Annotated in this window: 26 protein-coding genes and 1 other RNA gene; 19 read left to right on the top strand and 8 right to left on the bottom strand. The window is 27.6% G+C overall.

Annotated elements, in window-relative coordinates; all coding sequences use genetic code 11:
• Positions 1 to 41 precede the first annotated feature (41 nt).
• The gene (locus GBG18_RS06980; RefSeq protein ID WP_152189673.1) at positions 42 to 1,274 is read right to left on the bottom strand and encodes a BaiN/RdsA family NAD(P)/FAD-dependent oxidoreductase; all 1,233 of its coding nucleotides are present in this window, start codon (positions 1,272 to 1,274) and stop codon (positions 42 to 44) included.
• A gap of 8 nt (positions 1,275 to 1,282) precedes the next feature.
• Positions 1,283 to 1,594: a cupin domain-containing protein gene (locus tag GBG18_RS06985; RefSeq protein WP_152189675.1), complete on the bottom strand. Its 312-nt coding sequence runs from the start codon at positions 1,592 to 1,594 to the stop codon at positions 1,283 to 1,285.
• Positions 1,595 to 1,945: 351 nt separating this feature from the next.
• Between GBG18_RS06985 and GBG18_RS06990 the strand changes: the two genes are divergently transcribed.
• The 9 genes from GBG18_RS06990 (at position 1,946) to GBG18_RS07030 (ending at position 10,539) form a co-directional block, all read left to right on the top strand.
• Positions 1,946 to 3,214, top strand: coding sequence for an O-acetylhomoserine aminocarboxypropyltransferase/cysteine synthase family protein (locus tag GBG18_RS06990; RefSeq protein ID WP_152189677.1), 1,269 nt, complete (start codon positions 1,946 to 1,948; stop codon positions 3,212 to 3,214).
• Between the two features lie 13 nt (positions 3,215 to 3,227).
• Positions 3,228 to 3,641: an Rrf2 family transcriptional regulator gene (locus GBG18_RS06995; RefSeq protein ID WP_152189679.1), complete on the top strand. Its 414-nt coding sequence runs from the start codon at positions 3,228 to 3,230 to the stop codon at positions 3,639 to 3,641.
• Positions 3,642 to 3,767: 126 nt separating this feature from the next.
• Positions 3,768 to 4,700, top strand: coding sequence for a cysteine synthase A (gene cysK, locus GBG18_RS07000; RefSeq protein WP_152189681.1), 933 nt, complete (start codon positions 3,768 to 3,770; stop codon positions 4,698 to 4,700).
• Positions 4,701 to 4,746: 46 nt separating this feature from the next.
• Positions 4,747 to 4,977 (top strand): DUF2061 domain-containing protein, encoded by a 231-nt coding sequence (locus GBG18_RS07005; protein WP_152189683.1) that lies wholly within the window; start codon positions 4,747 to 4,749, stop codon positions 4,975 to 4,977.
• A 5-nt stretch (positions 4,978 to 4,982) separates the two neighbouring features.
• The gene (locus GBG18_RS07010; RefSeq protein WP_152189684.1) at positions 4,983 to 5,690 is read left to right on the top strand and encodes a phosphoadenylyl-sulfate reductase; all 708 of its coding nucleotides are present in this window, start codon (positions 4,983 to 4,985) and stop codon (positions 5,688 to 5,690) included.
• Positions 5,691 to 5,760: 70 nt separating this feature from the next.
• The gene (gene cysD / locus GBG18_RS07015) at positions 5,761 to 6,675 is read left to right on the top strand and encodes a sulfate adenylyltransferase subunit CysD (RefSeq protein WP_152189686.1); all 915 of its coding nucleotides are present in this window, start codon (positions 5,761 to 5,763) and stop codon (positions 6,673 to 6,675) included.
• 1 nt (position 6,676) lies between these two features.
• Positions 6,677 to 8,134, top strand: a complete 1,458-nt coding sequence (gene cysN / locus GBG18_RS07020; protein ID WP_152189688.1) for a sulfate adenylyltransferase subunit CysN — start codon at positions 6,677 to 6,679, stop codon at positions 8,132 to 8,134.
• Positions 8,134 to 9,228, top strand: a complete 1,095-nt coding sequence (locus GBG18_RS07025) for a ferredoxin-like domain-containing protein (RefSeq protein ID WP_152189690.1) — start codon at positions 8,134 to 8,136, stop codon at positions 9,226 to 9,228. Before cysN ends, GBG18_RS07025 begins: the two co-directional genes overlap by 1 nt.
• 9 nt (positions 9,229 to 9,237) lie before the next feature.
• Positions 9,238 to 10,539 (top strand): aminotransferase class V-fold PLP-dependent enzyme, encoded by a 1,302-nt coding sequence (locus tag GBG18_RS07030; protein ID WP_152189692.1) that lies wholly within the window; start codon positions 9,238 to 9,240, stop codon positions 10,537 to 10,539.
• 317 nt (positions 10,540 to 10,856) lie between these two features.
• Here GBG18_RS07030 and GBG18_RS07035 read toward each other — a convergent pair whose 3' ends face one another.
• Both GBG18_RS07035 and typA read right to left on the bottom strand, forming a co-directional pair.
• The gene (locus tag GBG18_RS07035) at positions 10,857 to 11,267 is read right to left on the bottom strand and encodes a hypothetical protein (RefSeq protein ID WP_152189693.1); all 411 of its coding nucleotides are present in this window, start codon (positions 11,265 to 11,267) and stop codon (positions 10,857 to 10,859) included.
• 322 nt (positions 11,268 to 11,589) lie between these two features.
• A complete protein-coding gene (typA, locus tag GBG18_RS07040) occupies positions 11,590 to 13,407 on the bottom strand; it encodes a translational GTPase TypA (RefSeq protein ID WP_152189695.1) in 1,818 nt (605 codons plus the stop codon).
• 168 nt (positions 13,408 to 13,575) lie between these two features.
• Here typA and GBG18_RS07045 point away from each other — a divergent pair, with 168 nt between their 5' ends.
• From GBG18_RS07045 to GBG18_RS07055, 3 genes are all read left to right on the top strand, one after another.
• Positions 13,576 to 14,493 (top strand): glutaminase, encoded by a 918-nt coding sequence (locus GBG18_RS07045; RefSeq protein WP_152189697.1) that lies wholly within the window; start codon positions 13,576 to 13,578, stop codon positions 14,491 to 14,493.
• 66 nt (positions 14,494 to 14,559) lie between these two features.
• On the top strand, positions 14,560 to 15,171 hold the full coding sequence (locus tag GBG18_RS07050; protein ID WP_152189699.1) for a trimeric intracellular cation channel family protein: 612 nt from the start codon (positions 14,560 to 14,562) through the stop codon (positions 15,169 to 15,171).
• Between the two features lie 78 nt (positions 15,172 to 15,249).
• The gene (locus GBG18_RS07055) at positions 15,250 to 15,702 is read left to right on the top strand and encodes a hypothetical protein (protein ID WP_152189700.1); all 453 of its coding nucleotides are present in this window, start codon (positions 15,250 to 15,252) and stop codon (positions 15,700 to 15,702) included.
• Positions 15,703 to 15,713: 11 nt separating this feature from the next.
• On the opposite strand, the gene purN is transcribed toward GBG18_RS07055, so the two are convergent.
• Both purN and ruvC read right to left on the bottom strand, forming a co-directional pair.
• Entirely contained in the window at positions 15,714 to 16,322 is a 609-nt protein-coding gene (purN, locus tag GBG18_RS07060) for a phosphoribosylglycinamide formyltransferase (RefSeq protein WP_226896386.1), read from the bottom strand.
• Between the two features lie 55 nt (positions 16,323 to 16,377).
• Positions 16,378 to 16,845, bottom strand: coding sequence for a crossover junction endodeoxyribonuclease RuvC (gene ruvC, locus GBG18_RS07065; protein WP_152189702.1), 468 nt, complete (start codon positions 16,843 to 16,845; stop codon positions 16,378 to 16,380).
• A 282-nt stretch (positions 16,846 to 17,127) separates the two neighbouring features.
• Here ruvC and dnaA point away from each other — a divergent pair, with 282 nt between their 5' ends.
• The 5 genes from dnaA (at position 17,128) to GBG18_RS07090 (ending at position 24,530) form a co-directional block, all read left to right on the top strand.
• Entirely contained in the window at positions 17,128 to 18,444 is a 1,317-nt protein-coding gene (gene dnaA / locus GBG18_RS07070; protein ID WP_152189704.1) for a chromosomal replication initiator protein DnaA, read from the top strand.
• 167 nt (positions 18,445 to 18,611) lie between these two features.
• Entirely contained in the window at positions 18,612 to 19,682 is a 1,071-nt protein-coding gene (gene dnaN / locus GBG18_RS07075) for a DNA polymerase III subunit beta (RefSeq protein WP_152189706.1), read from the top strand.
• A 16-nt stretch (positions 19,683 to 19,698) separates the two neighbouring features.
• Entirely contained in the window at positions 19,699 to 22,014 is a 2,316-nt protein-coding gene (gene gyrB, locus GBG18_RS07080) for a DNA topoisomerase (ATP-hydrolyzing) subunit B (RefSeq protein WP_152189708.1), read from the top strand.
• A gap of 72 nt (positions 22,015 to 22,086) precedes the next feature.
• Positions 22,087 to 22,965 carry a PhnD/SsuA/transferrin family substrate-binding protein gene (locus tag GBG18_RS07085; protein ID WP_152189710.1) on the top strand — a complete coding sequence of 293 codons (879 nt, stop codon included), beginning with the start codon at positions 22,087 to 22,089 and terminating at the stop codon, positions 22,963 to 22,965.
• Between the two features lie 2 nt (positions 22,966 to 22,967).
• Positions 22,968 to 24,530, top strand: coding sequence for a HAMP domain-containing sensor histidine kinase (locus GBG18_RS07090; RefSeq protein ID WP_152189712.1), 1,563 nt, complete (start codon positions 22,968 to 22,970; stop codon positions 24,528 to 24,530).
• Positions 24,531 to 24,551: 21 nt separating this feature from the next.
• Here the strand turns inward: GBG18_RS07090 and GBG18_RS07095 are convergent, their stop codons facing one another.
• A complete protein-coding gene (locus GBG18_RS07095; protein ID WP_152189714.1) occupies positions 24,552 to 25,562 on the bottom strand; it encodes an NAD(P)-binding domain-containing protein in 1,011 nt (336 codons plus the stop codon).
• A gap of 141 nt (positions 25,563 to 25,703) precedes the next feature.
• Between GBG18_RS07095 and queF the strand changes: the two genes are divergently transcribed.
• Together queF and GBG18_RS07105 are read left to right on the top strand one after the other, a co-directional pair.
• Positions 25,704 to 26,081, top strand: coding sequence for a preQ(1) synthase (gene queF / locus GBG18_RS07100; protein WP_193311090.1), 378 nt, complete (start codon positions 25,704 to 25,706; stop codon positions 26,079 to 26,081).
• Between the two features lie 9 nt (positions 26,082 to 26,090).
• Positions 26,091 to 26,693 carry a DNA-binding protein gene (locus GBG18_RS07105; protein ID WP_152189718.1) on the top strand — a complete coding sequence of 201 codons (603 nt, stop codon included), beginning with the start codon at positions 26,091 to 26,093 and terminating at the stop codon, positions 26,691 to 26,693.
• Positions 26,694 to 26,748: 55 nt separating this feature from the next.
• Here the strand turns inward: GBG18_RS07105 and ffs are convergent.
• Positions 26,749 to 26,845: signal recognition particle sRNA small type (gene ffs / locus GBG18_RS07110), an RNA gene on the bottom strand.
• Positions 26,846 to 26,936: the final 91 nt, after the last annotated feature.

A 26,936-nucleotide genomic window follows, 5' to 3' on the forward strand; every position in this document is an offset into this window, starting at 1 on the left:
CGTATTTCAATTCCGACGATAACGCCGAAATTTAGCAAAAGTTACGATTTTCTCACTAATGATTTTCCAGCTAGATAACCGCTCGCCCAAGCAAACTGCAGATTAAATCCACCCCTATTTCCTACAATATCTAAAACCTCTCCTGCAAAGTATAAGCCTTTGCATTTCTTACTTTCATAAGTTCTATTATCAACCTCATCTGTACGAACTCCACCACCACTTGCTTCCGCATGTCCGAAGCCTTGTGTATCTGTGATTTTTAGCTTCCATTGGTTTAATTGATATGAGATTGCTTTGATTTGTTTTGCATTTACTTGTTCTGCTTTTGTATCTTCTTGTATTTTACATATTTCTAGTAAAACTGGAGCTATTTTATTTGATATCATTCCAGTTAGAATATCTAGTGCTTTTTGTTTTGGTGCTGTTTTAAACAAACTTTGTATTTGGTCGCTCAAATCATTTCTATGTAATTTTGGAAAAAAATTAATAGCTATTTTTACATCTTGATAAAGACTTAGATTATATGCTGCTACTTGTGAGATATCTAGTATTGCAAAACCTGATACTCCATACTTAGTAAACAATACATCTCCAAATATCTCTTGTTCTAATTGTCCATTTATAAAAAGACTTACATTGCACTCTTTTTTAACACCTTGCATTCTACTATGATATGTTACATCTGTATGAAGTCCTACAAGTGATGGATATGTTGGATTGAAGCTGTGTTCAAATTTTGAAGCAAAATCTAATCCTGATTCATTTGCATTTAGTTGTGGTGCTGCTCCTAAACCATTTGAAATAAGTACTTTATCATACTGAGTGTATTCTTTATCTGCAGTTTTAATTGAAAACTTTTCATTCTCTTTATTGATGTCTTTTATCAAAGAGTCTAAATAGACTTTAACGCCTAAAGAATCAAGTGTAAGCTCAAGTAGTCTTGTAACTGATTTAGCTTCATTTGATAATGGATATACTTTATTTGTCTCTTTTATATCAAGTAATAAACCAATTGATTTACAGAACTTCTCAAAAGCTTTAAAATCAAACTCTTTTAAAGCATAAGTTGTAAAATCTGGGTTTTCACCTAAATAGTTTTTGGGAGTTACATGTGAATTAGAGATATTACATCTTCCATTTCCACTAGCTAGTATCTTTTTTCCAATACCTTTGTTTGCATCAAATAAATCAACTTGAATATTTTTGTTTAATCTCTTAGCAGTTATTGCGGCTATTATACCAGCAGCCCCTGCTCCTATTATTGCTATTTTCAATTTATACCTTAGTAGAATACTGCAAGCCATATAGTTGGCTCATCTTTATTTGTGTATTTTACCCTATGTTTTGTAAAAGCTTTTATATTTATATAATCACCCTCTTTAAGTTCTAGGTCTTTATCTTCATACTCTAAAATTGCATTTCCTTTTAAGATAAGTACAAATTCATTCTTTTCTTGTTCATACCAAAAGTTTATGGGTGAGCTTTGTCCATTTGATACTATTTTTTCTATTTTAATCTTGTCATTTTTTAGTAAATCAAAGAATTGTTCTTTATTCTTATCTATTATAATATTTTCAAATACGTTTTTTTTCATCTTTTTTGCCTTTTTAATAGTAAAATTATAGCTATTTTTTTTAATATTTCCTAAATTAATACCATACTAGTTTAATATACTTTAAAAATTTACCTACTTTTTGAAGAAATTTTAAAATTTTTTCTTTTTTAATCATGATTAATTAATTTAATCTTAAATAGCTCAACAACTCCTATTTTATAGAGGATTATGAATAAAAATAAATTTTATTTATTTTAAAATATAATCTTTTTTTATTAAATACAAGTAATTTTATATAGAATATTTTATTAATTGCAATTAAATCACTTGACATTAAAAACAAAACATTCTATACTTTCACCATAAATTAAATAAAAAAAGGAAAATAAAATGCAAAACGAAACAATTGCAGTTCACGGAGGCTATAATAAGAAAGAGGGTTATGGTTCAATGTCTGTGCCAATTGCTCAAACTACTGCATATGCCTTTAGAGATTCAGAACACGCAGCGAATTTATTTGCTTTAAAAGAATTAGGACCAATTTACACAAGATTAAATAATCCTACAACAGATGTATTAGAGCAAAGATTTGCACAACTTGAAGGTGGAGCTGCTGCTTTATGTGTTTCAAGTGGTCAATCTGCAATCTTTTATGCAATCGCAAATGTTGCAAAAGCTGGAGATAACATTTTAATCTCTGATAAATTATATGGTGGAGCGGTTACATTATTAACTCATACTATTAAAAGATTTGGAATTGAAGCTAAGATTTTTAGAAGTGAAGATGCTTCAAACTTAGAAGAACAAATTGATGAAGGCACAAGAGCTATTTTCTTTGAATCATTATCAAACCCACAAATTGCAATTGCAGATGTAGAAAAAATAGTTGAAGTTGGAAAAAGAAATGGTGTTTTAACAATTTGTGATAATACAGTTGCAACAGCAGCTTTATTTAACCCAATTAAATGGGGTGTAGATGTTGTTGTTCACTCAACTTCAAAATATACAAATGGTCAAGGTACTGTTATTGGTGGAATTATTGTTGAAAGAGATGGATTATCTGAATTTTTCAAAGCAAATGAAAATAGATATTCTGATTTTACAACTCCTGATGCTTCATATCATGGTTTAGTTTATACAGATGTTCCACTTCCAAACTTTTGTTTAAGAGCTAGATTATCATTAGCAAGAGATATCGGAGCAGTTCAAACTCCACTTAATTCTTGGTTATTAATTCAAACATTAGAGACTTTAGCATTAAGAGTTGATAAGCATTCTGATAATGCTTTAGAAATTGCAGAATTTTTAGAAGCACATCCAAAAGTAAAAGCTGTAAATTATCCAGGATTAAAAAGTGATAAATACTATGACAAAGCTCAAAAGTACTTCAAAGGTGGAAAAGCATCTGGATTAATTTCTTTTGATGTTGAATCTTTCGAAGAAGCAAAAAAAGTTATTGATAGTGCAAAACTATTCTCAGTAGTTGTAAATATTGGAGATAGTAAATCACTAATTACTCATCCAGCATCTACTACTCACTCACAAATGAGTCCTGAAGAATTAGAAGCATCTGGAATTAACCCTGTAACAGTAAGACTTTCTATTGGTTTAGAAAATACTGAAGATTTAAAAGCTGATTTAAGTCAAGCTTTAAATTAGAGGATATGATAAAATGCCACTAATTTCGACAAAAGGTGTATATGGCTTAACTGCCATGTACGAACTTAGCAAACATGAAGAAGATACTCCTATGCAAATAAAAGAGATCTCTTCAAATGCAAGTATTCCTCAAAACTATCTAGAACAGTTATTGAGTAAACTTAGACGTGCTGAGCTTGTAAAAAGTATTAGAGGTGCAAAAGGTGGATATATTTTGGCAAAAGAGCCAAAAGATATCAAAGTTCTAGATATTCTAATAGCACTTGAGGGTGATATTAGAGTTGTTGATGTTAAAGCAGAGAATCCTATTTTAAATATATTCTTTGATGAGTCAAAAGAGCAAACAAAAAAGATTTTTGATTTGAATCTATCAAATTTAGATGATTATCAAGACAAATACAATGAATTTTTACATTACAGTATATAAGCAAGGCTTTATTCTTAAAGCCCTTTAGTTTTTGCTACTTTTAAGGATTTTTTACAAATCCTGCTAAAAAGTAGATAAATATGAAAAGGTTCCCTTTTAAATGGGAACCATTGGAAAGGAAATAATATGAAATATGCAGAAAATATAACAGAATTAATAGGTAATACACCACTAGTAAAATTACAAGGTGCAAGTAAAGAAAGTGAAGCAACAGTTTTAGGAAAATGTGAATTTATGAATCCATCACATTCAGTAAAAGATAGAATTGGTACAAACATGATTAACTCAGCTTTACAGAAAGGTTTAATTAATACAGAAACAACTGTAATTGAACCAACATCTGGAAATACAGGTATTGCATTAGCTGGTGTTTGTGCAGCTTTAGGAATTAAATTAGTTCTTACTATGCCTTCATCAATGAGTATTGAAAGAAGAAGATTATTAAAAGCATTAGGTGCTGATTTAGTTTTAACTGAACCAGAAAAAGGAATGAAAGGTGCTATTGATAAAGCCGTTGAATTAAGTGAAAAAACAGAAAATTCATTTATTCCTCAACAATTTGGAAATGCAGCTAACCCTGAAATTCACAGACTTACAACTGCTAAAGAAATTTTAGCTGATACAGATGGAAAAGTTGATATTTTTATTGCTGCAATTGGAACAGGTGGAACAATTACAGGAGTTGGTGAAGTATTAAAACAAAACAATCCAAATATTCAAATTATTGCGGTTGAACCTGAAGCAAGTCCAGTATTAAGTGGTGGTAAACCAGGTCCTCATAAAATTCAAGGTATTGGTGCAGGATTTGTTCCAGATATTTTAAATACTGAAGTTTATGATGAAGTTATTCAAGTATCAAATGAAGAGGCAATAGCAAGTTCTAGAGCATTAGCAAAAGAAGAAGGTTTATTAATTGGTATTTCTGCTGGTGCAAATGCACATATTGCAAGACAAGTAGCAGCAAGACCTGAAAACAAAGGTAAAACAATTGTAACTATCCTTTGTGATACAGGTGAAAGATACTTAAGTTCAGGGCTATATGACTATGACGAAGAGTAAAAACTCTTCGTTCTCATATGCCAAATAACATATGAGGAAAGAATAGATGCAAGAAAAAGCTTACAGATCAGTTGTAAAAACCATATCTTGGCGAACGATTGGTACTCTTGATACGATAATAATCTCATACTTTATTACAGGTAATTTAGAAATGGCAGCCGCAATTGGCTCAATTGAATTATTTACGAAGATGGCATTATACTATTTTCATGAAAGAGCATGGAATAAAATTGACCTAGGTAGAGTTAAACCTACGGCAAATGATTATCAAATATAGGTTGTATTATGAGTAAAGAATTAGTAGATAGATTAAATGAAGAATTAGCAGGAAAAACTACAGAAGAAGTTGTAGCATTTTTTTTAAAGAACTATAAATACTCTTCAGCATTAAGTTCAAGTTTAGCAGCAGAAGACCAAGTATTGACAGATATCATTTTAAAAAAAAATAAAGACGCTAAAATTTTCACCTTAGATACAGGAAGACTACATCCTGAAACTTATGACGTAATGGATGCAACAAATTTAAAATATAACATCAAGTTAGATGTATATTTTCCTAATGAAAATGATGTTCAAGAGTTATATAAATCTCAAGGTGTAAATGGACAATATGAAAGTATTGAAAATAGAAAAACTTGTTGTGGTATTAGAAAAATTGAACCTCTTAAACGTGCGTTAAAAGGTCTTGATATTTGGTTTACAGGATTAAGAGCAGCACAAAGTGTAACAAGAACTGATATGAAACTTGTAGAATGGGATGAGGGATTTAAGCTAATAAAAGTTAATCCTTTAATTTTATGGAGTGAAGATGATGTTTGGGATTATATAAAAGAGCATAAAGTTCCATATAACAAACTTCATGATAAAGGCTTTCCAAGTATTGGATGTGCTCCATGTACAAGAGCTGTTAAAGATGGAGAAGATATTAGAGCAGGACGATGGTGGTGGGAAAACCCAGAACATAAAGAGTGTGGTTTACACAAAAAATAAATATAGAATATATAAACGATGAAATCAAACTTTTAATTTGAATTAGTCAAAATTAATGGAGAATAATAATATGGAAATAAGCCCTGAGAGATTAACACATTTAAAACAGCTTGAAGCTGAATCTATGCACATTATGAAAGAAGTAGTAGCAGAGTTCCAAAACCCAGGGATGCTTTACTCAGTAGGAAAAGATTCCTCTGTAATGCTTCATATTTTACAAAAAGCATTTTATCCAGCACCTCCGCCGTTGCCTTTAATGCATGTGGATACAACATGGAAATTCAAAGAGATGATTGAATTTAGAGATAGACGTGCTAAAGAAGTAGGAATGGAACTTATTGTTTACTCAAATCCTAAAGGGCTTGAAATGGATATCTCTCCATTTACTCATGGATCTGCATTACATACAGATGTAATGAAAACTGAAGGTTTAAAGAATGCTTTAAATATTCAAAAGTTTGATGCAGTATTTGGAGGAGCAAGAAGAGATGAAGAAAAATCTCGTGCTAAAGAGAGAATTTACTCTTTTAGAGATAAAAACCATAGATGGGATCCAAAATCTCAAAGACCAGAGCTTTGGAATATATATAATGGAAGACATACTAAAGGTGAATCAATTAGAGTATTCCCTATTTCAAACTGGACAGAGCTAGATATCTGGCAATATATCTATTTAGAAAATATTGATATTCCAGATTTATACTTCTCAAAAGAGAGAGAAGTAGTTGAATATATGGGTACAAAAATCATGGTAGATGATGATAGAGTTCCTGAAGAATTGCGAGCTACTTCTAAAAAAGAGATGGTAAGATTTAGAACACTTGGATGTTATCCTTTAACTGGTGCAGTAGAATCAGAAGCTACAACACTACCAGAAATTATTCAAGAGATGCTTGTTTGTACAACAAGTGAGAGACAAGGTAGATTAATCGATAGTGATGGTGACGCATCAATGGAAAAAAAGAAACAAGAAGGGTATTTTTAAGATGGCACATCAATCAGATTTAATTAAAGATAATATAGAAGCATATTTAAAAGAGCATGAGAATAAAGAAATATTAAGATTTATTACTTGTGGTAGTGTAGATGATGGTAAGTCAACTTTAATTGGAAGACTATTATATGATTCAAAAATGATCTTTGAAGATCAATTAGCAGCAATTGAAAAAGATTCTAAAAAAAGTGGAACTACTGGTGAAAAAATTGATTTAGCACTTTTAGTTGATGGTTTAGCATCTGAGAGAGAACAAGGTATTACAATTGATGTTGCTTATAGATTTTTCTCAACTGATAAAAGAAAGTTCATCATAGCAGATACTCCAGGTCATGAACAATATACAAGAAATATGGCAACAGGTGCAAGTACAGCAGATGTAGCTATTATTTTAATAGATGCAAGACAAGGTATTTTAACTCAAACTAAAAGACACTCTTATATTGCATCTTTATTAGGTATTAAAAACCTAATTGTTGCTATTAATAAAATGGACTTAGTTGATTTTAGCCAAGAAGTTTTTGAAGATATTAAAAAAGATTACAAACAAATTGTTCCTAATCTTCCTCATAATGAAGATTTAAATATTGACTTTATTCCTCTTTCTGCATTAGATGGAGATAATATTTTAACTATTTCACCTAAATGTTCATGGTATAAGGGACTTCCTTTAATGGAACTACTAGATACTATTGATATTCATAAAAAAGAGTCTAAATCATTTAGATTACCTGTTCAATATGTTGTACGTCCTCACTTAAACTTTAGAGGTTTTTCAGGAACAATTGCAAGTGGTTCAGTTGAAGTTGGTGATGAAATCACAGTATTACCATCAAGAAAAACATCAAAAGTTAAATCAATAGTATCAAATGAAATTAAAGATTTAAGACCAATTGGAAAAGATGAAGAAGTAGAAACTATTCCTAAAGCATTTGCTCCAATGGCAACAACTATTACACTTGAAGATGAAATTGATATATCACGTGGGGATATGATTGTAAAATCTACAGATATTCCTAAAGTATCAAATCATTTATCATGTTATGTAGTATGGATGGATGAAACACCATTAACTTTAAACCAAAACTATATAATTAAAAGAGCAACATCTGTTTTAAATGGAGCATTTAATAATATTGAGTTTAAAAAGAACATTAATACATTTGAAGAAATTGATTCAAGTGAATTAGCTTTAAATGATATAGCAAAATGTACTTTATCTTTAGATAGAGAAATTGCAGTTGATCCTTATCATGAGAACAGATATACAGGAAGTTTTATTATCATTGATAAGTATACTAACTCTACAGTTGGTGCTGGGATGATTGTAAATTCAATTGAAGGTTTTGCACACTTAGAAGAAGAAAAGAAAGTTTATACTCAAGCAGAAATTGAGTTAAATGCTTATATTAGAAGTAACTATCCAGAATGGAATTGTAAGGCTATATAATGTCAAATAATTTAACTTTAAATATAGAACAAATAAAAAAAGAAAAAGATGGATTAGATGTCTTAAGTGACATCTACATCTATGCAGTTTTAGGTGAGAAAGTCTCAGCTAAAGATTTAATTAGATTTCAATGGTATGGAATTTACCAACAAGAAGATAATGAAAACTATTTTAAAATTGTAATACCTTTACAACTTGGGGAATTAAACGTTGAGCAACTTAAAACTTTAGCTTTAATATCAAAAGAGTATGCAAAAAATTCTCTAGATATTAATCATGGGCAAAAGATTGAATTTAAATGGCTTAAGATGCATAATTTACCACATATCTTTAACCTTTTACATAATGTAAATTTAAGTACTATTTTTGAATCTGGACATACTGTAAGAAGTATTATTACATGTCCTATTAATACTGTTGATTGTAAACAATTAATAGATGTAAGTTCAATTGCTAGTAAAATAAATGATACATTTATTGGAAATAAAAAATTCTCTAATTTACCAAATAAACTACAAATGGCAATTAGTGGATGTAAAGAGGGATGTAATCTTGATGAAACTCCTGATATTACTTTCAATGCTAATTCATATAAAAATAATAAAGTTTTATTCTCTGTAAAAGTTATTGATGAGCATATAGGATATATTACATCATCTCAAATTCTTCAAACAACAAGAGCAATAGCAAATATTTATAAAGATTATGGAAATAGAACAGACCTTAGTAAAAGTACTTTTTCATCTTTAATTAAAACTTGGGGTGTTACAGAATTTACTAATATTTTAGAATCATCAATTAATTTTAATCTAAAAGCAATTGTTTTAGAAGAAGATGATATCACTACAAAAGGTGAGCATTTTGGAATAAACAAAAGTGTTGTTGAGGGTGAAAGCTATGTAGGTTGTAAGGTACCATCACTAAATCTTAAAGCTTCAGATTTTAAAGATTTAGCAAAGATTTTAGAAAAACATGAAGCTTCAAAAATAAAATTGACAAATAAAGGTCATATCATTGTTTTAGATACGCCAACAACTAATGCCGAAAGATTAGCAAATGATTTAAAAAAAGTAAATTTTAATCCTTTTATATAAAGAAAGATAATGAATAACAAAGTTTTCAAACCATTTTTAAACAGTAATACAAATACTCTTGATTTCATAAGATACAATACTATTGGAAAAAATAAAAAAGAGTATTTTGATTACACTGCAACTGGACTTGCTTTTAGGCAAATAGAGAATAGAATACATGATGTATTAGAAACTTATGCAAATACTCATTCAAAAGAGTCATCAAATGCAGATACTACAAGTAGCTATTATGAAATGGCTAGAACAAATCTTGCAAAAAGTTTAGAATTAGATGATGAGTTTGCAATACTTCCAAATGGTTGTGGAACAACAGCAGCTATTAAACACTTTCAAGAATTACTTGGTCTTTATATTCCACCAGCAACTAAAAAAAGATATGATATTCAAGTTGATAAATCAAAACTTCCCTTAGTTATAGTTGGACCTTATGAGCATCACTCAAATGAAGTATCTTTTAGAGAAGCATTATGTGAAATCCAAAGAATAAACCTTTGTAAAACTGGCTTAATTGATTTAGACCATTTAAAAGAGGTTTTAGAAAAAAATAAACATAGAGAAATTATCGCATCTTTTTGTGTAGCGTCAAATGTAACAGGAATTATTACTAAATATAAAGAGATATCAAAAATATTAAGATCTTATAATGCTATAATTTGTTTTGATGCTGCAGCTTCATCTCCATATATGAATATTCCATGTGAACTTTATGATGCAATGTTTATGTCTCCTCATAAGTTATTAGGAGGTCCTGGTTCTTGTGGACTTTTAGTAATTAGAAAATCCTTAATAGATGTTAATATCTCTCCAACATTTGCAGGTGGTGGGACAGTTGAATATGTAAATAAAAATAGACAAGTATATCAAAGTGATATTCAAGTAAGAGAAGACGCTGGAACTCCAGGTATTTTACAACTAATTCGTGCAAGTTTAGCATATCAACTAAGAAATGAAATAGGCTTTGATTTTATAAAGACAAGAAAAGAGAAATTAAAGAAAATATTTTTAGATGAACTTTCGAAAATTCCATCATGTGAAATTTATGGAAATCAAGAAGAGGACAATATAGGAATTGTATCTTTTAATATTCTAAATTTAGACCCTTATGAACTATGTTCAAAGCTATCAGAACAAAAAGGCTTTCAAACTAGAGCAGGATGCTCATGTGCAGGACCTTATGGTCATGATTTATTAGGTATGGAAGATTTAGATATTGATGAAAATCCAGGTTGGATAAGAGTTTCTATACATTTTTCTCAAACTACTGAAGAGATTTTAGACTTAGTTAATTCAATTAAGAAAATTGTTAACTAATCTTAACTTTTTGTTTAAGATTCATTAATCATCTAAGTATATAATTTCTTTATGAATTTCATAACAATTTATCAGTTTTTTATTCATATTTCAAATAATTTTTTTTAAAAAGACTGATAATAAATTTGATTTCAAACTAGAGAGTAAAAAATATCTTAGCATTATTATATACAAGTTTTGTGGTCTCCTCCTATACCCCTTAGCTAGATATAAGCCCAATCTTCCCAAATTGAGCTTACTTTCTCCTTTCCTTACTATTTGAGATAATTTTTCATATATTTATAATTACTATTTTTTATAAATTATCTCTTTTGGTTTTAATTAAATACATCTTTACAAGCAGAATATTGATTAAATTTATCATCCCAACGTCTTACATCATTAGCTCTTCTCCACCTATCATGATAAAACTCCATTAAACAAATACCAGAATCAACTTCAACCATAAATAAATCATACTCTTTTACATCATTATAAGGCGGATAAGTTTTGCTTTGTCCCCAAGTTAAACCACCATTTCTTTTTGCATAAGTTCTCCAAAACTCCTCTAAAGATAAAAGTTTTTTATCTTGATTATCCCAAGCTCTTTGAATATTTTCTTTTACAACAACTTCACCATGATAATAACCTGTTGTAATATCCTTTAAATTTGATACATTTTTTGTAGCACATGCTGTGAAAAAAATAGCTCCAATTACAATAAATATCCCTATTAAAAATGATTTCATTATTCACTCCATTTAAAAATTTCATTATTGTATTTTATTTTCGTAAAGTCTTTGTTAACTAATAATTGCAAAGCTTCCAAAAATAGTAATAATATAAAAACCTATTAATATTAAGTAATCTTTTTTATTTTTATTATTCATTATTCTCTCCTTTTAATAGGAGAAAATAAATTCTCCTATTAATTTTTTATTTTTAATATATTTTTAATAATCCTAGATACCTTCATATCGGACATATAAACCCTTTTGTCTAAAAATTTTGTAAAAAAAAAGGGAAGAGCTAAAAAGCCCTTCCCTTTAAAGAAATAGATAAATCTAATTTCTAATCAGCAAATTTCACTTTTTTAGCAGTTCTTTTTCTAACATTTGGATCAAGATCTCTTTTTCTAACTCTAACCGAAATTGGAGTTACTTCAACAAGCTCATCTTCTTCAATCCACTCTAGTGCATTTTCTAAAGACATAACTCTTGGTGGAACTAATTTAATAGCTTCATCAGCTCCAGAAGATCTAACGTTTGATTGTTGTTTAGCTTTAATTGGATTGATATCTAAATCATTCCCTTTAGCATGTTGACCAACTACCATTCCATTATAAACCTTATCTTGAGGCTTAATGTACATAATTCCTCTATCTTGTAAGTTAAAGATAGAATACCCAACAGCTTCACCATTTTCCATAGAAACTAATGCTCCATATTTTCTAGATTCAACTGTTCCAGAATGTGGTCTGAATTCTAAGAATGAGTGGTTCATAACACCCTCACCTTTAGTTTCAGTTAAGAACTCAGTTCTAATACCGATTAATCCACGTGCTGGAATTTCAAACTCTAATCTTGTATAACCAGAACCCATTGGAACCATGTTAGTCATATTAGCTTTTCTTTTTCCTAATTTTTCAATAATTGCACCTGAGAACTCATCTGGTGTATCAATTACTAAATGCTCAAATGGCTCCATTTTAACACCGTCAATTTCTCTAACGATTACTTCAGGTCTTCCAATTGAAAATTCAAAACCTTCTCTTCTCATGTTTTCAGCAAGGATACAAATTTGTAACTCACCTCTTCCATTAACTTTAAATTTACCCTCACCAATTTGCTCATAGTTCATAGCAATATTAGTATTCATTTCAGCATTTAATCTTTCATCAATTTTATTTGATGTTACATATTTACCTTCAGTTCCAGCTAATGGAGAATCATTTACTGCAAATGTTACAGATAATGTAGGCTCTTCAATATGCATAGGATCTAATGGCATTGGATTTGCAGGGTCACATAATGAATCCCCAACATCAATTGTTTCAAAACCAGCAACAGCAACAATATCACCAGTACCAGCAGTTTTGATATCAAATCTATCAACACCTTTGAATCCAATAAGTTTAGTAACTCTACCTTTGATTTTTTCACCATCAGCTTTAACTAAAGTTACAGTTTCACCCATAGAAATAGTACCGTTGAAAATTCTAGCAATACCAATTTTTCCAATGAAGTTATCATAATCAAGTGTAAATACTTGTAATTGAAGACCATTTTCATCGCTACCTTTTGGTTTTGGAACTTCATTTAAAATAGTAGTGAATAATGGAATTAAATTCTCATTTGGCTCAGCTAAATCAAGTTTTGCGTAACCATCTCTTGCAGCTGCATAAACAACTGGGAATTCTAATTGTTCTTCACTTGCACCCATTTGGTCAAATAGGTCAAATACTTCATCAACAACTCTATCTGGATCTCCACCTGGCTTATCAATCTTGTTAATAACAACAATTGGTCTATGACCTAATTGTAAAGCTTTCTTAACAACAAACTTAGTTTGAGGCATAACACCTTCTTGAGCATCTACTAATAAAAGTACACAGTCAACCATTTTAAGAACACGTTCAACTTCTCCACCAAAATCAGCATGGCCTGGAGTGTCAATAATGTTAATTCTTACACCTTCATAATCAATAGCAGTATTCTTAGAAAGAATTGTAATTCCTCTCTCTTTTTCAATATCATTACTATCCATAACTCTATCTTCTACTTCTTGGTGAGCAGTAAAAGTCCCTGATTGTTTTAATAATTCATCTACTAATGTAGTTTTACCGTGGTCAACGTGTGCGATAACCGCAATATTTCTAATATCTCTCATTGGATCTCTTTTTATTAGTTTACGAAAAAATTCATACAAGAAAAATTTTTTCTATTAATTTCGCGGATTATACTAAAAGTTTGCTTAATTTAAGCTACGTTTTTAATTGTAATTTATATTAATATCAATATTAAGTATTTATTAGGTTAAAAAGTATTAAGCTTTCGCATGAATTATCAAAATATTATTAATGAAATAGAAGATGAAATACAAGTATATTTTAAAGAAGGTAAGGTAGCTGATTATATACCAGCACTTGCACATATTAACCCAAATCAATTTGCTATGAGTATAAAACTGCTTGATGGTACAACATATAATGTAGGGAATACTCAAACAAAATTTTCAATTCAAAGTATTTCAAAAGTTTTTACTTTTACTCTAGCTTTACAACTTTATGGAAAAAGCTTATATAAAAGAGTTGGGCATGAACCCTCTGGTGATCCTTTTAACTCTCTTGTACAACTTGAATATGAAAATGGAATTCCTAGAAACCCATTTATAAATGCTGGTGCCATTGTTACAACCGATACATTATTATCAAAATATCAAGATAAAAGTTTTGATTACATATTAGATTTTATAAGAACAACTGCAAATGACTTTACAATAAATTATAATAAAGAAGTTTATAGTTCAGAATTAGAACATGGTTTTTTAAATATGGCTTTAATAAATATGATGAAAAGCTATAAAAATATAAACAACGATTTAGAAAAAGTAATTCAAACATATTTTAAACAATGTTCAATTGAAATGAATACAGAACAACTTTGTCATTCTATGCTTTTTTTAGCTAATCATGGTGTAAATCCTATTAATAACAAAATTTTAATAAATGAAGCAAAAGCAAAAAGAATTAACTCTTTAATGCTTACATGTGGACATTATGATGCTTCGGGAGATTTTGCATATAAAGTAGGACTACCTGGAAAAAGTGGAGTTGGTGGTGGAATTGTTGCCATTGTTCCTGGAAAAATGTCAATTTGCGTTTATTCTCCAAAATTAAATAAACAAGGTAACTCTTTAATAGGAACAAAAGCCCTAGAGTTATTTACAACTAAAACTGGCTTATCAATTTTTTAACAAATTTTGATAGCTTTTTTAGTATACTTTACACACTAATAACTAAAATTAAAAACAAGGTAAAGAATGACTGCATTAGAAATTGCTGACTTTATAGGAATAATCTGTTTTGCTCTAAGTGGATTTTTAATTGCTGTTCATTATAAACTTGATATTTTAGGAGTTTTTATCTCTGCATTTTTAACAGCTCTTGGTGGTGGAATGACTAGAGATGTATTAGCTTCTAAAACACCTTATGTTTTTACAGATACAATGCCTGTAATTCTTGTAATTGCTACAGTTCTTATATCACTTATATTTAAACTTCATAAAATTGATGATATTGAGGGTAAAACTGCTTTTATAATATCTGATGCAGTTGGACTTGTATCTTTTGCAATTACAGGTGCTCTTGTAGCCATTGAAAATGAGTTTAACTTTTTAGGTGTATTAATTTTAGCCTTTATAACAGCTGTTGGTGGTGGTACAATTAGAGATATACTTATAAATAGAGTTCCATCTATTTTAGTTTCAGAGTTTTATGCAACAGTTGCAATTATAGTTGGACTTGTAACTTATGCTTTACATATTTTTGATTTACAAAGTCTTCCAGCTTTAATTGGTGTCTTTGTCTTTGGTGTAAGTTTACGTTTACTAGCATATTATGAAGGCTGGCATCTTCCTACTTTATCTAAGTAATAAATTTTATTCTTGGATTAACTTTTCATTTATCTTTTATGGGTACAATTCTGCAATTTTAAAAAATCAGGAGAAAAAATGAAAAAAATATTATTTTCAGTTTTATTATTTGTTGCAACATTCGCAAACGCTTTAAGTATTGGTGATACTACACCAACATTTGAAATCAAAGATCAATTTGAGAAAATGCATAAGATTTCTGCAGACACTAAAACTATTTTAGTTGCAGAAAGTAGAAGTACTAGTGTTATTGTAAGAGAGTACCTTTTAACTAAAGATACTAACTTTTTAGAAACTAACAAAACTCAATATATAGCAGACATTTCTGGTATGCCAAGTTTAATTTCAAAATTCATTGCTTTACCAAAAATGAAAAAATACCCATTTCCAATTCTTTTAGTAAATGAAGAACAAGCTAAATCATTTTCTACAAAAGATGATGAAATTACTGTTTATACAATTGTTGAAGGTAAAGTTTCAGATGTTAAATACATCAAAACTACTGAAGAATTAGACGCAGTATTTAAATAAAACTTACTAGCTTAGGCTAGTAGTTTTTTAAACGCTTCTATAATTGCAACAGATTCTAAATCTTTAATTCTATTCTCTAAAGTATCCACAGTTTCATCACTTGAAAGTTCAAGCTCTTTTTTCAAAATAATTTTTCCATCATCATATTTTTCATTTACAAAATGAATAGTAACACCTGATTTCTTTTCTTTATTTTTAATAATTGCTTCATGTACAAATCTTCCATACATTCCTTTTCCACCATACTTAGATGGTAATAATGCAGGATGAGTATTTATAATCTTTTCTTCAAAAGAAGATATAAGTTTCGAGCCTATTATTTTCATATAGCCTGAACAAAATATATAGTCACAATTAAACTCTTTAAAAAGTTTAGCTATTTTTTCATCAATATTTTCATCTGGATATCTTTTACTATTTATTATAAAGTTTGGTATTTGCATTTGTTCAGCAGTTTCCAAAGCCTTTGCATTTGAATTGTTTGATACTAAAACAACTACTTGTGCATCAAGTATAAGCTCATCACAAGCTTTTTTTATAATTTGAAAGCCACTTCCATTATATGAAGCTAAAATACCTATTCTTTTAACTCTATCCAAGATTCCACTTTGCTTCATCATCTATTTTCCTATTCTTATATAAATCGAATTATAACTAAATTACCTATAATAAAAGTTATTTAATTCTTTGACAATGTGTAATTGCAATCGCAATTGCATCTGTAATATCTAAGGGTTTAATCTCTTTTTTAATCCCTAGTAATTTTTTTACCATAAAAGCTACTTGTGTTTTATCTGCTTTTCCATTTCCTGTAACTGCTCTTTTTACTTGTAGGGGAGTATATTCTGCAAAATTTCCAAACTCTTGCAGAATTTTAAGAGATATTGCACCTCTAAATTGTGCTAATTTTATAACTGTTTTTGGATTAAATGCATAAAACATATCTTCAATTGAAACTTCATCAATAACATGATTTTTAAAAATCATATCAAAACCCTCAGTCATTTCCATAATCTGCTCTTGCAAGATTTTTGTTTTTATTTTAATTAAACCAGCTTCTAAAAGCTTGATATTACTACCATTTTTCTCAATTATTGCGTACCCACAGTTTCTTGTACCTGGGTCAATTCCTAATATTTTCACCTATATGCTCTTTTTGTTTATTTTTTTATTCACATAATTTTAAGCCCTTATAATGGTATTATTTACATAAATTTTCACTTAATGAACACAAGTTATTCACGAGTTATTCACTATGTGTAGAACATTTATATAAGAGATAAAAAGCTAAAGTTTGTAAAATTTACAATCAAGATAAAATTTGTCTTTTTTAAACAATAAAAATCACTTTTTTCCTAATTTAATAAATTTTATTAAAAATTGGATATAATAATTACTATTTATAAATTAAAGAGTTAATACTAAATGACAAACAAAGAGTTTTTATCAATCATTCAAAAAGAAGCTAGTTCTGCAGATTACAACAGATACTTAAAGCAACTTGTATATAAAAAAATATCATCTGACGATAATATTGCAATTTTTGAAGTTACTAATAAATATATTGCTTCATGGATTAAAAGTAAATATACAAATGTAATTCAACATTGTTTTGAAATATATGATGGAACAAAACCTACAATTGAGATAAAAATTGCAGGTGAAAAAAAGTCAAAAAAAGAGATTATAAAAGAACGAATTGAGAATAAAACAGCTGAAAGTACGATATTAAATCCATCTTATACTTTTGATTCATTTATTGTAGGTTCTTCAAACCAAATGGCCTATAATGCCTCATTAGCAGTATCAAATAAACCTGGTATTCAATACAATCCATTATTTATTTATGGTGGTACAGGTTTAGGAAAAACTCACTTACTACAAGCAGTTGGAAATGCTGCAATTGAAAAAGGTCAAACTGTAATTTATGTAACAATTGAGCAGTTTATGAATGATTTTACTTTCTCAATTAAAAATAAAAATATGGAACATTTTAGGTCTAAATACCGTCAGTGTGATGTTTTACTAATAGATGATATTCAATTTTTATCTGGAAAAGAACAAACTCAAGAAGAGTTTTTTCACACCTTTAATGAATTACATAATGCAAAAAAACAAATAGTTATGACAAGTGATAGATTACCATCACAAATAGCTGGGCTTGTTGATAGATTAAAATCAAGGTTTGAATGGGGTTTAACAGCTGATATTCAACTTCCTGGACTTGAAACTAAAATTGCAATTATAGAAAAAAAATCTGATTTAAATGGTATTTCTTTAAGCAGAGAAATTATTAATTTTATTGCAACAAATTTAGATAACTCTATTAGAGAAATTGAGGGTGTATTAATTAGAATTAATGCATCAGCATCGCTTCTAAATCAAGAAATAAACCTTGATATGGTTCAAGGCTTATTAAAAGATCAGATAAAAGAGACAAAAGAAAATATTAAACTTCCAGATGTAATAAATATAGTTGCATCAGAGCTTAATATAAAACCAAGTGATATAAAATCTAAGAAAAGAACAGCAACTGTAGCAAATGCTAGAAGAGTTGTTATATATCTTGCACGAGAGCTTACACATAACTCAATGCCAGATATTGCAAAATTTGTAGGAATGAAAGATCACTCTTCAATTTCACATAATATTAAAAAAGCAAATGAATTAATTGAAAAAGACGAAAACTTTAAATTAATTATAGAAAATTTAAAAAATAAAATCATAAATAAGGAGTGGTAAAAGTAATAAACTTAAAAAGTTTAAAGAGATTATGTGAAAAGGTGTGAATATTTCATTTCGTTTAATCACATGAAAGAGTTTCGACTCATTCGTTTACGAAGATGTGTTTTCATCTTTTCACATGCTCTACTACTACCACTACTTAAAATAAAAAAATAGGAGATAAAATGAGGTTTGTAATTACAAAAAATATCATTGAAAATGTAATATCATCAATGCAACCTTTTTTAGAAAAAAAAGATGCTAGTTCTATTACATCACATATATATCTAGAAACTACAAATGGTAAACTAATATTAAAAGCAACAGATTATGAAATTGGTTTAGAATCACATATAGAAAATATAAATGATAGCGTAGATGGTAAAGCTACTACTAATGGTTCTAATTTATTAGGTATTATTAAAAGATTAAAAAATGAAGAAATTATATTTGAAGTTGTAGCTAATAACATAATTATAAAACAGAATAAATCAACTTTTAAATTACCAATGTATGATGCTAATGAATATCCATCATTAACAAAAGCAGAAAATTTAAAAAACTTAGATATTTCAACTTTAAATTTTATTAATTCTGTAAGAAAGATTACACCTGCAATTGATAATAACAATCCTAAATTTGAATTAAATGGTGCATTAATAGATATTAAAAATTCTAAAATTAATTTTGTATCAACAGATACTAGAAGATTAGCAATTTCACATTTACAAAACATTAACAATAAAGAGTCACAATTTATAATTCCAAAAAAAGCAATTGTTGAAATTCAAAAACTATTTTTAGATGAAGCAATTATAAAATATGATGATACAAATTTAGTAATATCAAATGATAAAATGACTTTCTTTACAAAACTAATAAATGGAAAATATCCAGATTATGAAAGAATTATTCCTCAAAATCTAAAATATAATTTAACATTACCTAAAAATTTATTAGTAGAATCAATCAAACTTGTAACTTCTTTATTCTCAAATATTAAAATTACTTTTAATTCTACTTCAATAATTTTTGAATCTTTAGATGAAGATACAGAATCAAAAACACAAATTGATATGAATTTAAATATAGATAAAGAGTTTTATTTAGCAGTAAATGCAAAATATTTATTAGATTTTTTAAGTATGACAAATAATGAAAATATAACAGTAGGTTTTAACGAATCAAACTTACCATTTTATCTAGAAGATGAAAAATTTTATACAATTGTAATGCCAATTGTTTTAGAAAAATAGAAAAAGGAAACCACCAATGAGTAATGAATATAGCGCTGGCAATATAAAAGTTTTAAAAGGTCTTGAAGCAGTTAGAAAAAGACCAGGTATGTATATTGGAGATACTAGTGTAAACGGTCTACATCACTGTGTTTATGAAGTAGTAGATAACTCTATTGATGAAGCAATGGCAGGATTTTGTGATACGATTAAAGTTACTATTACAAAAAAAGGTTCTTGTTTAATTTCAGATAATGCAAGAGGTATTCCTACAGGAATGCATCCTACTGAAAAAAAATCAGCAGCAACTGTTGCTTTAACAGTACTTCATGCTGGTGGAAAATTTGATAAAGATACTTATAAAGTTTCAGGTGGACTTCACGGTGTTGGTGTTTCTGTTGTAAATGCACTTTCTTCTGAATTAAAAATGACAATTTATCAAAACAATCAAGTTCATTACCAAGAGTTTAAAACAGGTATTCCTGTTCAAGACTTAGAAGTAATTGATTCTTGTAAAAAAACTGGTACTACAATTGAATTTTGGCCAGATGAAACAATTTTTGAAACTGTAGATTTCCAATTTGATATTTTATCAAAGAGATTTAAAGAAATTGCATATTTAAATCCAAGTATTACTATTGAATTAAAAGATGAAAGAGTAAATAAAAAAGAGGTTTATCATTTTGAAGGTGGGCTTGCACAATTTGCTAATGATATTAACAAAGATACAGCTGTAACTGAAGCAGTTTCTTTTAATGTAAGTGAAGATGATATTGAAGCAGATTTCGCTGTTTTATATAACACTACATATACAGAAAAAACACTTTCTTTTGTAAATAATATTAGAACTATTGATGGTGGTACTCATGAAGCTGGTTTTAAAGCAGGACTTACACGTGCAATTGTTAAGTATGTAAATGAAAATGCATCAGCTAGAGACAAAGACGCAAAAATTACAGGTGATGATGTAAGAGAAGGTCTAATTGCTATTATTTCAGTTAAAGTTCCAGAACCACAATTTGAGGGACAAACTAAAGGTAAATTAGGGTCTTCTTATGTAAAACCTATTTGTCAAAAAGTTACTTTTGAATCATTAGTTAAGCATTTTGAAGAGAATCCAAATCAAGCAAAAGCGATTATGGAAAAAGCTTTAATGGCTGCACGAGGACGTGAAGCTGCAAAAAAAGCAAGAGATTTAACTAGAAAAAAAGATGCTATGACAGTTGGAACACTTCCAGGTAAATTAGCTGAATGTCAATCAAAAGATCCAGCAGTTAGAGAATTATATCTAGTAGAAGGGGATTCTGCAGGTGGTTCAGCTAAGCAAGGTAGAGATAGAGTTTATCAAGCAATTTTACCACTAAAAGGTAAGATTTTAAATGTTGAAAAATCAAGACTTGATAAAATTTTAAAATCTGATGAAATTAGAAATATGATTACTGCAATTGGTTGTGGTATTGGTGAAGATTTCAATGAAGAAAAAGTAAGATATCATAAAATTATTATTATGACAGATGCTGATGTTGATGGATCTCACATTCAAACATTACTTTTAACATTCTTCTTTAGATTTTTAAGACCAATTGTTGATAGTGGATACCTTTACATTGCACAGCCACCTTTATATAGATATAAAAAAGGTAAAAATGAGACTTATTTAAAAGATGATACTGCTCTTTCTAATTTCTTAATTGAAAATGGTTTAGAATCATTTGAATTTGAAGGTTTAGGTTATAACGATTTAGTTGATTTATTTAAAACTGTTTCAAGATATAGAGGAATGCTAGCTCAATTAGAAAAAAGATATTCATTACCTGAAGTATTAAAACATTTAATTGAAAATTCTGATTTAGTTAATTTAGAGTTTGATAAATTATTTGATGAAGTTAAATCTTTCCTTGATTCTAAAGGTTATAACATTTTATCAAAAACTATTACAGATACAAAAATTCAGCTATTTGTACAAACAGGAGCTGGTTTAGAAGAGCTTATTATTGATGATGAGTTATTTGCATCACCATATTTTTCTGAAGCTACTTATATATTTAGTAAGTTAATTGAAAGAGATATTTCTATGTTCGATGGAAGAGATTTAATTGAAATTCTTGATGAAATAGAAGGATTAGCTAAAAAAGGTGCTTATATCCAAAGATATAAAGGACTTGGAGAGATGAATCCTGAGCAATTATGGGAAACTACAATGACACCAGAAGCAAGAAGACTTTTAAGAGTTACAGTTGAAGATGCTGAAGTTGCATCTGATACATTTACTCTATTTATGGGTGATGAAGTAGAACCTAGAAGAAACTATATTGAAGAACATGCAAAAGACGTTGAACACTTAGACGTTTAAAAACTTTTTAGAGACTTTTTAAAGTCTCTAAACTCTACATTTTATAAAAGATTATTTAGATATAATATCTTTATGTATTTTAAAATTATAATATTTATTATTTTACCATTATTTTTATACTCAAATGAAAAATTAGAAAATATTAATATTGGATATCATAATAACATTAGCGTTGTATCTAATTATAAAAATTCTAGAAGTGCTTTAAATATTTGGGTTAAAGATTTTGCTTTAAATATTTATGAAAACATTAATATAGAGCTCTATAGAGATAAAGAAACTGTTATTAATGATTATATTAATAATAAGCTTGATATTATTCCAATCACTCCTTATGGTTATCTAAAATACAAAGAAAAACTTGATAATAATACTATGGATTATTGGCATTTAAAAAAAAGTAAAAAAAATGCTTATCAAAAGATGTATTTAATTACTAATATAAAAAGTAATATAAATTCAATTTCAGATTTAAAAGATAAAAAAATTGGAATTGATACTTTAAATAACTTTGGAAAAGTATTTTTAGAAAAAACTTATATAGACAGTACTAAAAAAAGTGCAGATAATTTAATCTCAAAAATAAGTTATAATAAATCTAATTCTTTAGTATTGCAAACATATTTTTCTAAATATGATGCAGCAGTTGTTACTTCTTTTGAATATGACATAATGCTTGAATTAAATCCTGCTATTAAGAAAAAAATAAAAATTTTAAAATCAAGTCCTGAAATTTTCCCTTATTTATTAATACTTTTTAATAAAAATAATACATCAGAAAACATAAAAATATTTAAAGAAATATTAAATAAATTTTTTGCAAGTGAAAGAAAACATGAACTTTTTGATATGTTAAAAATCAAAGATCTTAGTATTATTGAAAAACGAGATTTGGATAAACTTGATGAATATTATAAAGAGTATTTAAAATCAAAAAGTAAGTATAAATAGAAATGAAAATAAATCTTTTTATAAAATTTTATGTATCAATATTATTTGTAATTACTTCTATACTTCTTCTTTATGGATTAATTAATATTGAAGATCAAAAAAAATCAAATCTAAGAATTATGCAAAATCAAGCAAATATTATTGCAAAAACTATTATTATAAATAATACTGAAGCTATTTTATCTGATCAACATGGTGCAATAATTGAAAATTCTTTATCAATATTAAAAGAGAATAGTTTAATAAAATATTTTATATTTAATAAAATTGATGAAGATCCAATTTTTATAAAAAATAATAAATGGTCTTTACTTACAAAAATTGATGAGAATATTAAGGTCTTAGAAAAAAGTAAAAAAGAACATGGTATTTTAAAATGTAATTTATGTAAAGAAGATGTTTTTCATTATGTTTATCCTATTCAGATTACTTCTTATAAATGGGGCTGGGTTCATATAGCTTTTTCACTTGATGAGTATAATAAAAATCTAAATATAATTTATAAAAATTTTATGCTAATTACATTGATATCTTTTTTATTTTTAGCATTTTTCACTTTTATTTTAACAAAATGGCTTATAAAACCTATTTTAGAACTTAATAAAAGTACTAAAGCTATTGTTGCTGGTAGTTATAAAGAGATACAAAACAAAGCTTCAAGTGATGAAATTTATGAATTAACAGATAATTTTAATATTATGCTTAAGTATCTAAAGAAAAAAGATGATGAAGTATTTAAATCATATAGTATATTAGAAGAGCAAGTAAAAATCAGAACTAAAGAATTAAATGAGCTAAACGAAAGTTTAGATTTAAGAGTTCAAGAAGAAGTTGAGAGAAGACAAAGTCAAGAAAAATATATTTATGAACAGTCAAAAATGGCACAAATGGGTGAAATGCTTAATAATATTGCACATCAATGGAGACAGCCTTTATCAGTGATTGCTACTGCAATTTCAGGAATAAAACTAAAAAAAGAGTTAGATATATTAGAAAATGAAGAGTTTGATAATAGTTATAAAATAGTTATGGAAAATGTAAGATTTCTTACAAAAACAATTGATACTTTTAGTAAATATACTGAAGATAACTATAATATAGAACTTGTAAATATCAAAAATGTTATTTCAGATTTGATTATAATGCATTCTGATATTTTGAAAAAGAATTTTATAAAAATAAATTTTGATATTAGAGATAATGATATTAATATTAAAACTATTCCAAATCTTTTATCTCATGTTTCATATAATATTTTAATTAATGCAAATAATGCTTTAATTAAAAATGAAAATTTAAAAGAAAAAATTATTAACATTAGAGTATTAAAAACAAAAGAAAATGTAATAATTGAAATAGAAGATAATGCAGGTGGAATAGATGAGGATATTATCAATAATATTTTTGAACCTTACTTTACTACTAAATTTAACTCAAAAGGCGTGGGAGTTGGTTTATATTTATCTTATGATATTGTAGTTAATCAGTTAAATGGAAAAATTAGTGTTGATAATGGTAGTTTAGGAGCTATATTTAAAATAGAACTACCATATTCTATAGAATAAAACAAAGCTTGTAGCTTTGTTTTATTTAGGGTCTTCTAGTTTAGCAACAATATCAGTATGAGAAAAAATTTGCCCTCTTTTTCTAATAATATTATTTACTATGTGATATCCATGATTTAAAGCAATTGCTATTGAACCACCAGATTTAAGTGCAATATCACCTGCAACATAAACACATTTAGCTGTTGTTTCATGATGTTCATCAAAAATTGGTTTAGAATTTTCATCAACTTCTACACCACAAGATTTTAAGAAATCAACAGGTGTAGTACCACCAATTGCATAAATTACTCTATCATAAAGTACGCTAAAACCGTCATTATAATTAACTTTTACTTTTCCTGCATCATTTTCTAAAGACTCAACATCAGTACTCATTCTAAGTCTAAGTTTTTCTTCTCCATGATATTTTGTTAATATTTCTTCATTTATTTCATTTAATCTTGAAAACTCAGCTTTTCTATAAACCATAGTTACATTGTTATTTTGATCAGCTAAATCATAAGCATATTCAGCAGCAGAATTTCCACCACCAACTACTAATACTTTTTCATTTGATGAACACTTATCAAGGTTAAAATTAACTTGTGCTTTTATTGATGGAGGGATTTTATAAGATGGTTTATTAGGTTTTCCCATTTTTCCAATAGTAATAGCAGCATTTTTTGTTCTTACAATACCATTTGATGTATGTACTTCTAAAAGTTCTTCAACTCTTACTATTTTTTCTACTTCTGTATTAAAAGAAGAATCAATTTTTTCACTATCAAGTAAATCATCAAAATAATCAAGTGTTGTCTCTTTTGTTCCATCAAAAAATTCTACATTTCCTTGTAAAGTTGCAACTTGACCTTTATAATCTTTGTCAACTCTTTTATTATCTTTATAAAATTTTCTAATAGTATTTGAGTGATTATCTGTTTTTTCAATTAGTAAAATTTCACCTATTTTATGTGAAGATGCTTCAATTGCACAGCCTATTCCACCAGGTCCACCACCAATTATTACAATGTCATATATTTTGTCAGTCATAATTCTCTCTTATTTTAAATATCTATTAATTTTAGCGATTATACTTAAATTTAAGTTTTTTTTCACTTAGTAATATTTGTAAGTAAGATTTAGATAAAATTGCCTAAATTAATACTAATAAAGGTTATAAAAAATATGGAAATGAAATATGGTGAAGTAGAAATAAGAGAATTTGATATTAATAAAGATGAAAACTTTTGGCCAAATACAAATAAAAAAAATTATATTATAGATATTGAGTTACCTGAGTTTATGGCTAAATGCCCAAGAAGTGGGTATCCAGATTTTGCAACAATTAAAATACAATATACTCCAGATGAAAAAGTTATAGAATTAAAAGCATTAAAAATTTATATTAATACTTTTATGTTTAGAGAAGTTTCACATGAAAATTCTGCTAATGAAATATTTGATACATTATATGAAAAATTAAGTCCTAGATGGTTAAAAGTTATTGCAGATTTTAAACCAAGAGGTAATGTTCATACTGTAATTGAAATAGACTCTGCAAAGATGTAGGTTTTAGCCTTGGAAAGATTAGTTACTACAACTCAAGCAGCCCAAATCCTTGGGCTTTCTTTACAAGGTATACATTACAGAATAAAAAAAAATCAATTAAAATCAATAAAACAATCAGGTAAAATATTTGTTTATATAACTGATAAAATGGAAAATGAGTCTGCTACAACTACTTCAAGTAACAAGGCAAAGCAAAATAATGAAATTAGCTTAGTTATTGAAGTTAAAGATGAACAAATAGCTTTATTAAAAAAATCACATAAATGGATGAAAAAACAGTATATATCTGAAATAAATAGATTAGAGAGAAATCAAAAAGATATGATGAATGTTTTAAATTCTGAAATAAAACTTTTACAAAGTGCATTTAATGAAATGCGTTCTATTTATAAGCCACAAATTGAAGAACTTAAAAAAAATAGTGATACAAACACATCTAAATTTATTACATTAAAAGATTTTTCACTTTTTATGAAGAGAAATAATAAATCTCAAAATGATATAAAACTAATTATATTAAAAGCAATAAAAGAAAAAGATAAAAGATTTATTTATAATAAAAGTGATAGAAAACTATTGATATTAAATTCAAATTTTGAAGATTTATTGTAGTAATTTTAGTTTATTAGAAAAATTAGTGCAAAAAAAAAGAGTACTTAAAAAGTACTCTTCTCCAGATACCCAAACACACCACTAAAAAAGGTGCCTTGCTATGTTCCCATCCTGGGGCGTTGTCTTTGATAATAATTGTAAGGGTCTAAAGAAGAGCACTCAAAATACCATTGTATTTTCAGTGCTTCTCTTTAAGAGGACGTATTATATCTTAAAATACTTAAAATATTTATAAATTAATAT

Origin of the sequence: Poseidonibacter ostreae (assembly GCF_009208075.1) — a bacterium.
Classification (GTDB): Bacteria; Campylobacterota; Campylobacteria; order Campylobacterales; family Arcobacteraceae; genus Poseidonibacter; species Poseidonibacter ostreae.